General features: G+C 34.0%; 13 protein-coding genes. 4 read left to right on the forward strand and 9 right to left on the reverse strand.

Features of this window, described 5'->3' with window-relative positions:
* Positions 1 to 89: 89 nt before the first annotated feature.
* The 6 genes from EL247_RS06455 to EL247_RS06480 form a co-directional block, all read right to left on the reverse strand.
* Positions 90 to 575, reverse strand: a complete 486-nt coding sequence (locus EL247_RS06455) for an HIT family protein (RefSeq protein WP_005022774.1) — start codon at positions 573 to 575, stop codon at positions 90 to 92.
* A 10-nt stretch (positions 576 to 585) separates the two neighbouring features.
* A complete protein-coding gene (locus tag EL247_RS06460) occupies positions 586 to 2055 on the reverse strand; it encodes a Mur ligase family protein (protein ID WP_104745968.1) in 1470 nt (489 codons plus the stop codon).
* Positions 2056 to 2111: 56 nt separating this feature from the next.
* The gene (locus EL247_RS06465; RefSeq protein ID WP_060663239.1) at positions 2112 to 2834 is read right to left on the reverse strand and encodes an alpha/beta fold hydrolase; all 723 of its coding nucleotides are present in this window, start codon (positions 2832 to 2834) and stop codon (positions 2112 to 2114) included.
* A complete protein-coding gene (locus tag EL247_RS06470; protein WP_054198430.1) occupies positions 2834 to 3871 on the reverse strand; it encodes a D-alanine--D-alanine ligase in 1038 nt (345 codons plus the stop codon). The genes EL247_RS06465 and EL247_RS06470 overlap by 1 nt, the downstream gene beginning before the upstream one ends.
* A gap of 78 nt (positions 3872 to 3949) precedes the next feature.
* Complete coding sequence (locus EL247_RS06475; protein ID WP_104745967.1) at positions 3950 to 5029, reverse strand: alanine racemase; 1080 nt, start codon at positions 5027 to 5029, stop codon at positions 3950 to 3952.
* Between the two features lie 30 nt (positions 5030 to 5059).
* On the reverse strand, positions 5060 to 5374 hold the full coding sequence (locus EL247_RS06480; protein WP_005022767.1) for a c-type cytochrome: 315 nt from the start codon (positions 5372 to 5374) through the stop codon (positions 5060 to 5062).
* A 387-nt stretch (positions 5375 to 5761) separates the two neighbouring features.
* Between EL247_RS06480 and EL247_RS06485 the strand changes: the two genes are divergently transcribed.
* From EL247_RS06485 to EL247_RS06495, 3 genes are read left to right on the forward strand one after another with little or no spacing between them, the layout of a single operon-like run.
* On the forward strand, positions 5762 to 5995 hold the full coding sequence (locus EL247_RS06485) for a hypothetical protein (RefSeq protein ID WP_005022764.1): 234 nt from the start codon (positions 5762 to 5764) through the stop codon (positions 5993 to 5995).
* Positions 5995 to 6222 (forward strand): hypothetical protein, encoded by a 228-nt coding sequence (locus EL247_RS06490; RefSeq protein WP_054195641.1) that lies wholly within the window; start codon positions 5995 to 5997, stop codon positions 6220 to 6222. The genes EL247_RS06485 and EL247_RS06490 overlap by 1 nt, the downstream gene beginning before the upstream one ends.
* 2 nt (positions 6223 to 6224) lie before the next feature.
* Positions 6225 to 8072, forward strand: a complete 1848-nt coding sequence (locus tag EL247_RS06495; protein ID WP_104745966.1) for a primosomal protein N' — start codon at positions 6225 to 6227, stop codon at positions 8070 to 8072.
* A gap of 1 nt (position 8073) precedes the next feature.
* Here EL247_RS06495 and EL247_RS06500 read toward each other — a convergent pair whose 3' ends face one another.
* The gene (locus EL247_RS06500; RefSeq protein WP_060663236.1) at positions 8074 to 9108 is read right to left on the reverse strand and encodes an SLAC1 anion channel family protein; all 1035 of its coding nucleotides are present in this window, start codon (positions 9106 to 9108) and stop codon (positions 8074 to 8076) included.
* Positions 9109 to 9253: 145 nt separating this feature from the next.
* Between EL247_RS06500 and EL247_RS06505 the strand changes: the two genes are divergently transcribed.
* Entirely contained in the window at positions 9254 to 11260 is a 2007-nt protein-coding gene (locus tag EL247_RS06505) for a methyl-accepting chemotaxis protein (RefSeq protein WP_232019748.1), read from the forward strand.
* 162 nt (positions 11261 to 11422) lie between these two features.
* Here the strand turns inward: EL247_RS06505 and EL247_RS06510 are convergent, their stop codons facing one another.
* Positions 11423 to 11839, reverse strand: coding sequence for a universal stress protein (locus tag EL247_RS06510; RefSeq protein WP_005022758.1), 417 nt, complete (start codon positions 11837 to 11839; stop codon positions 11423 to 11425).
* 126 nt (positions 11840 to 11965) lie between these two features.
* The gene (gene asnB, locus EL247_RS06515) at positions 11966 to 13801 is read right to left on the reverse strand and encodes an asparagine synthase (glutamine-hydrolyzing) (protein ID WP_104745964.1); all 1836 of its coding nucleotides are present in this window, start codon (positions 13799 to 13801) and stop codon (positions 11966 to 11968) included.
* Between the last annotated feature and the right edge of the window lies 1 nt (position 13802).

The raw sequence follows: 13802 nt of genomic DNA on the forward strand, positions 1-13802 counted from the left end.
GCAAACAACGCCCTTACAAGAAAGTAGCATTTTTTGTAAGGGCAAATATAAATAGAGATTAAAGCCTAATAAAAATAAAATTTCACAGCCTAAAAATATTGAAATGATAACTTTTTTATTGTTTGAAAAATCTCATCAAAATCGACCCCATAAGCTCTACAATCTCCAATGGTAGTGAAAAAATTCGTATCTCCCACATAACGCGGCAACAAATGCAAATGAATATGCTCTGGAATCCCAGCACCCCCTGCCCTCTCAATATTCATACCCATATTTACACCCTTAGCCCCAAACCCCTTTAACAAACTCACGCCCTTTCTTGCAAAACTTTGTAAATGCAACCACAAATCTTCGTCCAACAACTCCGGTGAATGCGTATGCAAATGTGGAATAATCAAAAAATGCCCGGGCGTATAAGGAAACTTATTCATCACACAAAAAATCTTATCATCACGATAAAATACTCTATTTTGTGTATCTAAATGTGCATTTTTGGAAATATCGCAAAAAATACATTCATCTTTTTGCTTTTCTTGAAAATACCCACTCCTCCATGGTGCATACAAATGTTCCATTCTACCCTCATCAAATATAGCTTGGTGCGTCATTAGCAAACAAAATCAAATCTCCAGCCTGCGTTGCTGATTTCAAAACACTCTCCATATTGGCTTTATCTTTTAAAATAATTTTTTGTGGTCTATAAATAAATTCTTTCAAAATCTTAGAATTTAATTCCCCTGTGATAATTGCTATATCAAAAACCTTATCAATAGCCCTAGCCAAATCAACATTAGCTTCTTTGGAGCTTTCTACCAAACCGGGTGTTACAATCACCTTTCTGCCTGTATGCAAAGAAGCAAGTCTAATAGCCTCCAACATTCCCTCCAAATTTCCATTATAACTATCATCTAAAATAATTTTATCATTTACAACAATCTTGCTTAATCTATGATTTACTCTCTCAAGCTTCTGCACTTGCTTGATAATTTGATTCTTAGAAACCCCCAAATCCTTTGCCACAGCAATGGCTGCACTAATATTAATAACATTAAAAGCACCCAATACTTTTGTTTCTAATTGAATCTTTTCCCCATTTTCTGTAAGCACAAAAGAAGTTCCCTCCAAATCCGCATTGATCTCAGAAATATTTTGAGGGAAGCAAATTACTTGACCCTGAAACTCTATATTAAAAGCTTCTGGTTTTGTATTTTCTTTGTAAATGTAAGCTCTCTCTAAACGATCGCTTTGCAAAATTTCATATTTCACTTGATAAATATTTTCCATTGTCTTAAAATACTCAATGTGTGCAGGACCAATCTTGCCCACTACTGCAATTTGTGGCTTAATCAACTCTACAATTTCTTTAATATCACCAACACCCCTTGCACCAGCTTCGACAATATAAATATCCGTCAAAGGCGAAAGATTCTGATTAATATCTGCTATGATGCCTGTAAGTGTATTAATACTGCGTGGAGTTGCATAAACTTTGAAATCATCTTGCAAAACCTGTATTAAAAAATTTTTTAAACTTGTCTTGCCATAGCTTCCTGTTACTACAATGATAGTGAGATTTGGCATATTTTTTAAAGTCTCGTATGCAAGTTTTTTGTAGCGATTAAGCAAAATTTTCTCTATCAAAGAAGAAAGAAATATCGAGATAAACAAAGGTAGAAGATAAACTATTCGGACACTCCAAGAAATCTCTTCACCAAAGAGCAATACTTCATTAAAAAGAATGAAAATAAAATAGAGGGCAAAAAAACGCAGAATCCTACCTGTAAATACCAATCTCTTGCTTAACTTGAATCCCCAAATAATCAAAGCAATCACATATAAATAAATACCCATATAAAAATAGATATTTTCTGGAATAAAAATAAAATAAACTACGGGTAACACAAAATAAAAAATATGCCATTTCCACTTATGGTGCTTAAGCAATACGCGAGAAAGCTTATAATGATACCATTGAAAATTAACAATCACATAATAACCCAATGCTATAAGAAATATCCAGCGACTTATTATTATTAAAATATCAATATTTTGCAAAAAACAATCCTTAATTCAAATCTTAAAATTCTAGCAAAATAAAAATAAAATCCTCTCTATGACAAATAAAGTTCTTCAATTTTTTTTGCCTGCTTTAAAAAAAAATAATGATCACCCTCTAGTGCAAAAAACCTAGAATCACGCATTAAATGATGAATCTTCTGCCCCGATTGAAGCGAAGTGGCTCTATCCTCTTTTCCCCAAAAAATAAAAGCTCTTCCTTTAAAATCTGCAAAAATTGCACTAAAATCCTCATTGACTACCTTTTTGAAGGTTTGATACATCACCTCATTCATATTTTGCACATCTTGAGAGCGCAAAATACCCTTAAAAATTTTTGCTAAACTAGGGGAAATTTTATTTAAAATCTTAGAACAAACAATCTTGCTTTTAACCTTCAAGCTTTTTTCCTCCAAAATCCCAGCACTACTTAATAAAATCAACTCTCTAGGATTAAGCAAAGTAGCAACTTTTCCCCCAAAACTATGCCCCATTACTACAAATTCTTGAATCTCCAATGACAAAAGAAAAATTTCAAGTATTTTTGCATAATCAAAAGTATCCATAGAAAATGTCGGATTACTAGAGTTACCAAACCCCGGCATATCAATATAAAGATGACAAAAATCCCCAAAACTTTCGCCAAAAGCCTGTTTCATCAGTCTTTTATTAGACCCCCAACCATGCAGGATTACCAAAGTCCTAGGTGCATTAAAATTTAAAATTTCATAAGAAATGTCAATAGGACAATCTTTATAAATAATGGTCTTTTGTGCCACTATTTGCCCTTAGCAAATTGAATTTTATGCAATAATTCATAAGAAATACGAATCTCATTGCTTTTTGGTAGATTTTTGCTAAGCTCTTCTAAAGCACCCTTAAAATCATCAAAAAGATAATTTGCCATACTCCCGGGAATGGGATTAATTTCATTTAAATAGCACAAATCATCTTTAACAAAAAAATCACAGCGTATCAATGCACCTTCAAAAAGATTCTCATAAATCTTAATAAAATTTTCTTGCAAAGTTTTTTGGAGTGCTTCTGGAATATCTGCCTCTTTGGCATTTTGAGTGCGTGAAAAATCTAAATATTTCTTTTCAAAATCCAAAAATTCTTTTTTTTGAGGTTCTTCTATAAAAGAGAATTTAATCCCTTGAGCACTCTTATAACCTGCTAAATTATATTCTTTGATACCACTTATAAATGGCTCTACAATGGCTTTATTATCGTATTCAAAAGCTTCCTCAAGCCCATAATCTAATTCCTTTTGATTATTTGCAATAAAAATCCCAATCGAACTTCCAAGTCGTGCTGGTTTGATAATCACCGGGAATGGAAATTTTATTTCTTTTTGCGCACCCTTGTAGAACACCTGATAATCCAAACTTAAAATCCCACGATTCTTAGCCAAAAGCTTTGTTAATTCTTTATCAAAGCTCAAAACACAAGCAGGATTCCTAGGTCCAATGTATGCAATTCCATAAAAATCTAGCAAAGAAGCAATTACGCCATTTTCACCATCGCCACCATGAATAAGATTCAAAACCATAGGCATAGGAAGCTTTTTCTCTCCCAACAAAGTTTTATGATAAAACCCACCCACTTTTAAATAGATTTTCATCTCTTTTAAATACTCTTTGGAGCTAAAAAACTTAGATTGCATTTTATCTTTAGGGATAAGATAAAAATTATGATTGCCATCTAAAAACACAAAAGTTTCAATTGAGGGTAACAACTTTTTTAATGTAATTGCACTAACAATGCTAATTTCATGTTCATAGGAACTTCCACCAAACAAAACACATAGATTCAAAATCACTTCCTTAAGTTTCGTATTTTTTTAAAATCATACCAAAAAATATACCAATTATACTGCTTTGAAATATGAAAATTATTGCAGAATCTTTTTTGGAATATAAGAATGTAGATGAGAAAGAATCTCATAAGGGATAGTCCCAAAAGCCTCTGCCCAAGGACGCACATCATCAAAAATACAAACCTCTTCACAATCCCCTTGTATGCTAATGCAATCCATTGAAGCTCTTGGAAAGATTTTCAACCCTTCTTTGGTGAAAAGCTCCATGCCTTCCCTCACTCGAAAAAGCCCATCACCATATCCAATATCATAAGTAGATACCAACATATCTTCATCTACCTTAGAAATTCCCCCATATCCGATTCTACTACCCTTTTTAAGCAATTGAGTAGAAATTTTTTTCGCCCACAAAGATGCAATAGGCTTTAACTGCACTTCATAAAGCATAGAATCTTGACACAAATAACCATACAAGGCAATTCCAATACGATACAAATCATCTTGTAGCTCAATAGGCAAAGAAATATTATATTTAGCAGACCTAAGCGCACCTGAAGAAGAAAGAAAATGAAAGCGAGGCTTTTTTAGCGAATTTGCTTTGCAAAACTGCAACACTTCTCTTTTTATATGCAAATTACTATCATTTTGTGCATAAAATTCACTCCCTATATTATCCCCAAAACCATTATGGCTAAAAACCCCAACAATTTCTAGTTTGTTTTCCAAACTTTTTTTTAAAGCTTCTTGAAGTTTGTTTATTTGGATTCCATTACGATTCATTCCAGAATTAATTTTTAATTCAATTTTTGACTTAGGGGGATATAAATCAAGAGATTCTATATTTGCAACACAAAAATAAATATTTTCTCTTTGTATGCAAGATTTTAGCAAAGTCTCACTCTCCAAACTTTGCGGATAGAGAATACTAATATGCTCAAACCACTTAGCAACTTCTATTGCTTCTTGAGTATTCTTAACAAAACAAGAGGTAATCCCAGCTTCACTAGAGATTTTAGCAAGCTCTACCAATCCATGCCCATAGGCATTGTCTTTTAGAACAATAGCAATTTTATGCCCCTCATCTTCTCCAATAATACTTTTAATGACTCGAAGATTATCAATAAAATAGTGAGGATTAATTTGTAAGTATGGCATATTGCAATCCCCTACTCAAAGGGGATTTTATTATTTTTTGGGTAGTTTTGAAATATAATCTGAAACCGCTTCGATATCTGCATCAGTAAATTTAAAATTTTTCATATTTGCATACATAATAGCCTTTGCACCGCCATTATCAGCAGTTCCAGCTTTGTAACCTTGAAGTTGTTCGATAATACGAGCTTTATCCATACCGCCAATTGTAACATTTCCTTTGCTTCCAGGTGCCACTCTCTCTCCATTTACCCCATGACAAGCAATACATTTTTTATACAATGTTGCCCCATCAGCAGCCATCAAACAGCCACTAGCCAACATAAGTCCCAATAAAACTTTTTTCATCATTTGAAAACTCCTAAATTAAACTAAAATTTTTGATCTCAAAATCATACTCTTTATTATATAAAACCAATATAAAATATAAAATTTACGATTTTATCTTAAATTGCAAAACCATCTTTGACTTTGTATCAAACCTCAAAATACCTCCTATCCTTCATACAACATACAAACATTAAATCATACTTATCACCCAAATTTCTACTCTTTTTTATAGATTCTACTTATTAGCCATATCCCAGCCCAACCCCCAAGCTCAATAAATTTCATTGCAAAAATTAATTCTATAATTATATTTATCTTAAAATTCTCACAATAAATTTCCAATTTTTTAATAAAAAATGCTAAAATATTACATTATTTTCACTTCAATATAATAAGGTTCAAGCAATGGAAGAAGCACAAAATATTTCAAATAGGCTCTTAAATGGCGTTAATGAATTAGTAGAAGAATTACAAAAATTACGCGATGAAAATCAGCAACTAAGACAGCAAATCGTACTCCTAAAAGCAGAAAATGAAGCCAAAAATAGCGAGATTAGCTCACTCTATGATGAAATTAGCGCCAAAGAAAAAGAATTAGAAAATGTTTTAAATAAAATCCAAAATGTTCTTGGTCGCTAATGGAAAATATTTTTCGTGTTTGCATCAATGGAAGATACTATGATATTCCAACGCAAAATATTTCGCAAAACACGCTAGAAAACCTCAAAAAACTTACCGATGAAAACCATACCATCGACCCGCGTAAGCTTTTGGGGGCATTTTTGGAGGCTTCAGAAATCTCTAATACACTCCAAACCAATATCCAAACAGCCTTGCAGACTTTAGAAACACTCAAGAATATCTAACCTTGTTTTACTATCTTGTTGCCATTTTAAAGCAAAATTCTCCTATCCTCACTTACACCTCCAAAATCAAACTCCAGATAGGGGAAATCATCAAAGTCCCTCTACACAAAAGCATTAAAACAGCGGTTGTTTTGCAATCTTGCAAAAAACCAAACTTTGAATGCAAAGAAATCCAGCAAGAAAACTCTTATTTTTCCAAAACCCAAATCAATCTTGCAGAATTCATTACTAGCTATTATTGCACTTCACGCGCTATTGCCTATGGAATTTTTACTCCCTTTTTACAAGATTCAAATACCACAAAACCTAGCAGCTTAGAATTCAACCTTCCACAACTCAACGCCAAACAAACAGAAGCCTATAACTTCATTATGGAGCGACAAAGTTCCTTGCTATTTGGAGATACCGGCAGCGGCAAAACAGAAATTTATATTCATCTTCTTAATCAAACACTCAAACAATCTCAAAATGCACTTTTTCTTATGCCAGAAATCTCTCTTACCCCTCAAATGGAAAAGCGTCTTTATTCAGTTTTTGGGGATATTTTAGCTTTTTGGCATTCCAAACTATCCCCCAAAAAACGCAAGGAAACTCTCCAAAGAATCCACAATGGAGAGATTCGAATCTTAGCAGGGGCGCGTTCAGCCTTATTTCTCCCTATCCATCATTTGGGGCTTATTATTATTGATGAAGAACATGATGATGCCTACAAATCCAACTCCGCCCCTCGTTATCATGCAAGAGATGTCGCCCTTTATTTAGCCAAACAGCTCCATACAAAAATAGTCCTTGGCAGTGCTACTCCACTAGCAAGCACTTATTATAAATTCCAACAAAATCAAAGTGTTTTCCGCCTAAAAGGCACTTACTACCAAAGCCAAAAGGAATTTTTATTTTGCCATAGTGCCAATGAAAATCACCCTTTTATATTAGAATCTCTTGCAAATAACCTTCAAAACCACAAACAAGCCATTGTGTTTTTACCTACAAGGGCAAATTTCAAACACCTACTTTGCCAAACTTGCGGAGAAAGTATTCAATGTCCAAATTGCAGCGTTTCTATGAGTTTGCATACTAAAGATTCTTCACTCAAATGCCACTATTGCCACTACACAAGCCCTATTCCTCAATCTTGCCCCTTATGTGGAGGTCAATTAAATTCTTTGCGAATTGGCACACAAGAATTTGCCAACAATCTCACCAAAGAATTTCCAAAAGCCAACATAGCCTGCTTTGATAGAGATTCTATTACCACCCAAAACAAACTTGAAAAAACATTAGAATCTTTTAACAGCAATCAAATTGATATTTTAGTAGGCACGCAAATGCTATCAAAAGGGCATGATTATCACAATGTATCCCTAAGTGTTGCTTTGGGATTAGACTATATCCTAAAAAGCAGTGATTACCGAGCTAGAGAGAGAGCATTATCGCTTATGTTTCAACTCTCTGGGAGAAGCGGACGCAAAGAGCATGGAAAAGTCCTTATCCAAACCTTGCAAGATGATTTTTTTAAAGCCTATCTTAAAGATTATGAATTATTTTTAAAGGATGAATTGCACTCCAGAAAGCACTTATATCCTCCATTTATGCGTCTAGCTCTTATTAAAATCTCTCACAAACATCAAGAAAAAGCCCTTCAAATCACACAAGAGATACTCAAGATTCTTCCCAAAAATGAAAAAATCGAAATTGTAGGTTATGGACTTGCCCCTATCGAAAAAATAGCAAACAAATGGCGTTATGTCATCTTACTCCGCTCTTTAGAAGCAAAAACCTTACACCAAACACTTTTACCCATCAAAGATTATCCTTGCGAAATCGATATTGACCCCATTGAATTTTACTAATTCATTCCTCCATCACACAAATTTCCCTATTTTTGATTGCCCTCAAAGTCCTCAAACCAACAAACACAACAATGCAAGCCGTCAATATTCCACCCACAATTCCACACACTTCATAAAACAAAGACCCACTAATACTATAAAGCTCTAATGCACATAAACTAAACGCTGCCATTGGAAATGTAAAAGCCCACCAAGAAAGTGCGAAATTAAGATTCTTAAATACTTTTGCAATTCCAATCATCAAAAATACAAAAAACAAAGCTATACTAAAACTTACACTAGCTATGATATACAAACTTATCATTTGCACATAGTCTTTAAACATCATCAAAACATCTAAGCCAAAAATACTTGGTGGAGCGATAAAAATAAAAAGAGTGGGAAGAAATTTTTGTGGCAGATTCTCTCCAAACACCAACCTAAAAAATAAACTTGCACTAAGCAAAATCCAAAAAAAGCTTCCCATTCCAAAATAAAACACTAATATCTCATGCCCTATTAACATTTGCCCTGCAAATTCATTGATATTCATTCCCGCCAAAGGCACGATTAGATTACCAACAATAGGAATAAACCAAGCTGGACTCGCCATTTTTTGCTTCATCTCATTAATAAACCAATATTGAACAACATACAAACTAAAAATAATTTGCAAGATTGCCCCCACAACAAACATTGTCAAGACCAACCACAAAGGCACAAAAGGCAAAAGCAGCATCAAAACAATGAGGATTGAAACAGACACTGCAGCAAAAAAGTTAATTCGCACAGGGTGCTTAATTTCTTTTAAAAAAGCTTGAGGGTATTTAAAAATCTTCAAAAGATATAAACCAGCAATCAATACAAACAAACATACACTCACCCCCACACAAAATACAAAAATCCACCCCAAACTCTCTTGTAAGGCAAAAATCTTCATACTTTTATTTACCACCAAAGAAAAACCGCCAACACCCATGACAGAAGCAAAAAACATTATAGGAAAATGAATAAGCCAAAAATCATTCTCTAATTTGATTACTTCTTTTTCTTCCATTGCCAACAAACCTTGTTTTAAAATTTTTGTAGAAGTATATTTCATTTTGCCCTAAATCAATGAGACAAAATCACATAAAATCGCCTCCCCATCTATGTTAATATTATAAATCATAATTTAATTTTTCATTATTTCAAGGGATATGATGTTTAGTTTTCTTCAAAAACTCGATGATTTTAGCCTTAAGATTAAGATTATTTTTGCAAGTTTCGCTGCTGCGGTGATTGGATTATCAATTATTGTTTTTTTAGTGGGCAATCAAAACTTCAACTACGCCAAAGAAACTACCACCAAATACGCACAAGCAACCCTAAAAACCTACGCAAGAAGCATTGAATCACAAATCAATCTTGGCTTTGATTCTTCATTGAATCTTGCCTTGCTTGCACAAGAAAACCTCAACAACCTTAGCTTTTTACAAAAATTCTTGCAAGATACTATCCAAAAAAATCCTTATTACAAATCCGCTTTTGTTTGGCTAGGCAACAATCAAACCCTCATGGCTAGTCAAGATAATGAAAATCTACAATTTAAAGCCAATGAAATTTACCCACTTTTTACAGATTCTAAAAGCCCCATTTTGTTTATCCCCAAACAAACCCCAAAACCCAAAGATAGCCCAGATAAAACACCAACTTATGCACCCATTTATATCCTCACACCCATTAGTTACAACAATCAGATTCTAGGCTTTAGCGGAATCTCTTTTGATTTAGAGAAGCTTGGCTCCTCTATCAAGCAAGTTAAGATTCTAGAGAGTGGCTTTATCGTGCTACTCTCTCACCAAAGTATGATTTTGCACCACAAGTTTTTCCATGTCTTTGGCAGACCAATGGCAAATGTCGATAAAGGTGCAGCACAAAGGCTTCAAGAGGCACTTAAGGGTAAGGAAATCATTTTTGATAGAATCAGCCCCAACACCAACGCACCCATCACAACCATCATGGAACCACTCACTTTGAAAAATGGCACATACTGGGCTGTATTTGCCAATATTCCTTTAGATGAAATGCTTCAAACCGCAAAAGAAAATCGCAACTTTGCTGCGATAGTTTCACTTTTGGTGCTTTTATTTATTTGTGCAGTAATGTTTGGTGTTAGCCACATTATCTACCAACGAATCAATACTATTAAATGTGGTTTGCAAGACTTTTTTGACTACCTCAACAACAAAAAAGATAATTTCCGCAATATCGCTCTCACAAACAAAGATGAATTAGGAGTTATGGGAGCAATGATTAACTCCAATGCCCAAAATATCAAGCTTGGACTTGAACAAGATCAAAACACGATTCATGATTTTATGCAGACTTCCACAGAGATTAAACAAGGCAATTTGACTAAACGAGTCAATCAAATACCAAATAACCCACGCCTTTTGGAACTCAAAGAAGTCTTTAATTCTATGCTTGATTCTCTACAACAAAGCATTGGTTCAAACCTTACAAATATCGCAAAAGTGCATCAATCTTTCTCTTCTTTGGATTTCACCAAAAGAATCCAAAACCCAACAGGAGAAGTGGAAATCATCACTAATAATCTAGGGGAGGAAGTCTCCAAAATGCTAAATTTCAGCTTCCAATGCTCCAAAACTCTACAAATTAAAAGCAATGATTTAAAAAATCTCCTAAACACGCTTGCACAAAAATCCAACACCCAAACAGATGCACTCCAAAATAGCGTGATTACGATTACTGAAATTGCACAAAATATGCAAGAAAGTAACGAAATGATACACGAAGTCACCAAACAAAGCGAAGAAATTAAAAATATCTTAAAAATTATTCAAGATATTGCTGACCAAACCAATCTCCTAGCCCTCAATGCCGCAATCGAAGCTGCACGCGCAGGCGAACATGGGCGAGGCTTTGCCGTTGTAGCTGATGAAGTACGCAAACTCGCCGAACGCACCAGCAAATCCCTCAATGAAATTGAATCTTATACCAACACGCTCGTGCAGTCTATCAACGAAGCAGGCAACATCATCAATCTTCAAGCTCAATCAATGGAAAATATCACACATTCAATTCAAGAAGTCGAGATTATCACACAAGAAAACAACCAAATCACCAATGATGTCAGCCTTATTAGCCAAGATGTCGCACATTTAGCTGATGATATTTTAGAAGATGTCAATAAGAAAAAATACTAAACTAAAGAAGGCGGAGGCTCTCCACCTTCCCATTTTAAAAATTAATATGCTATAACCCCTTTGTGTCGCTTAGCCAACAATAACCAAACTCAAATTTAGAAAGCAAGACGATAAAGAGAATACAGCCTTTATCAAATATTTAGTACTTCTAAAAGTCCAAACTCATTTTACAATCAAAATAGGAATGGGGGATTTTTGCGAAAAATCATTTTGATTAGTAGAAAAAATCTTATTCCAAAAACTCTCCTCACTCTGTCCAATTACAAGCAAATCATAATCTTTTGCATAATTAAGCACTTCAGCGACCGCTTCACCCTCTAAAAGCTGCTGTTTGACATTCACTCCTTTATTCGTAAAAATCGCACTAAAATCCTCCAATAATCTATCACTCTCTTCGCTTTCTTTTTTCTCAATATCTTCATAAGCTGCCAATGCTGCCTCACCATAAAGCATAATAGGGGTTTTAACATGAATAATCGTAATTGCACAATCCTCTCTATCTCCAAAAAAATTCACTACAAATTCTGCTGCCTTTTGGCAAGATTTTGTATCATCAACTGCAAATAATATCTTTTTCATTTTATACTCCATTTTTGATTTCTATCAATTCTAGCATAAAAAGCATATTTTCAAACTTTACTACTCTCATATTTTTACACAAAAGCCCCATAAGATAAAAATCTATCCCAAAAAATACCCAAAAGCTTAGTTTTTATGACAATCCTCTTGATATTTCTTATACCACACCTCCAAAACAAATAAACTCCAAAGCATTTTAGCTTGTTTTTCTTTAGGAATCCCCTTATCAAAACAGATTCTTTGTATGTCTTTGGTATTTAAAAATCGATCAACAATCTTTGGTTTTTGCAATGTTTGCAATATAATTTCTTTTAGCTCCCCATTAACCCATTTTTTCAATGGAACCTCAAAGCCCCTCTTTGGTGCATCATAAACTTCCTTAGCAAGATATTTTTTTGCTAAAAGTCGCAAAAGATATTTAGTCTCTTTTCCCTTGATTTTCAAAGAATCTGCCAAAGTTGGTGCAAATTCTACAAGCATTTTAGAAAGAAATGGGGAACGCCCCTCAAGAGAATTTGCCATTGTGGCAATATCCATTTTAGGAAGCAAATCAGAGAGCAAAAGATTCTCACTATCCAAAAAAAGCATTTGTGACAAAGGCGTAAGAGAATCTTCAAACACCCTCTTTAAATCCTCTTCAAAAAGCTTATTATAGCTAGTTTCAAAACAAAAATACCCCTCAAAAATATCCGTAGTTGCACTCAAATAATAACGGCTAAAATTCTTTTGATAATTTTGTGCCATTTGCAAAAGGCGATACAAATAATTATAAAGTGATTTTTTTTCTTTTGGGATAGGCAAGATTCCCGCTAAAAAAGCCAAATTTTTTATCTTTGGCATCAACAAATGCCCTACATACCTACGATAACCACCAAAAAGCTCATCTGCTCCATCACCATTTAAAATAACACTCAAATGCTTTTTAGCTTCTTTGGAAACATAATAGCTTGGGATAGCAGAACTATCGGCAAAAGGGCGTCCATAATTTTGCAAAATCTTAAAAATATCATTTTTCAAATCCGTAGTAATTCTTAAAGTTGTATGATTAGTGTGATATTTTTTTGCTGTCATTTCTGCCAAAAAGCTTTCATCATACGCCCCTTCAAAAGCGATTGTAAAGGTACGCAAATTAGGCTTAATCTCACTTGCTAATGCCACAATCAACGAACTATCAATCCCCCCACTCAAAAAAGCTCCCACTTCCAAATCTGATGATAAAAGACGATTTTTAATACTCTCTTTTAGCAATATCTCACAATTCTCTAATGCTTCTTTGGTGTTATTAATTTTGGATTTTTTATATTGCTCTTTTAGGCTAAAATAAGCCTTCATCTCCAAAGTATGCTTTTGTAAATCATAGATTCCATAATGTGCGTTAGGAAGTGAAAAAACATTCTTATAAGGCGTTCCATCTTTATAAAAAAACCCACTTTGCAAAAAGAATCCAATACAATCCAAATCCAAATCCAACCTTTGCATTCCAAGCAATGTATTTAATTCACTTGCAAAACAAAAAACATCTTGCTTTTGATAACAAAACAAAGGTTTTTTCCCCATTCTATCCCGTGCTAAAAATAATCTTTGTTGCTTTCTATCAAAAATTACAAACGCAAACATACCATCAAGTTTGTCCAAAAATTCCACACCATAATGCAAATAAAGTGCCAATAATGTCTCTGTATCACTATGAGTTTTGAAAGAATAAGGCAATTCGCTTCTTAATTGTAAATGATTATAAATTTCCCCATTAAAAACAATACTCAGATGCTCTAAATCCATAGGCTGATTTGAATCTGCACTCAAATCTTGAATGCTTAATCTTGCGTGGAATAATTGCAAAACCCCACCGCTTGTCTTTTCTTCTAATGCTCCCTTTGCATCTGGTCCTCTATGACGCATAAAAGAATAAACCTGCTCTAAAGGAATCTTTGGTAAATTAAGACTTCCAGCTATTCCACACATT

The organism is Helicobacter pullorum (assembly GCF_900638355.1).
GTDB lineage: Bacteria > Campylobacterota > Campylobacteria > Campylobacterales > Helicobacteraceae > Helicobacter_D > Helicobacter_D pullorum.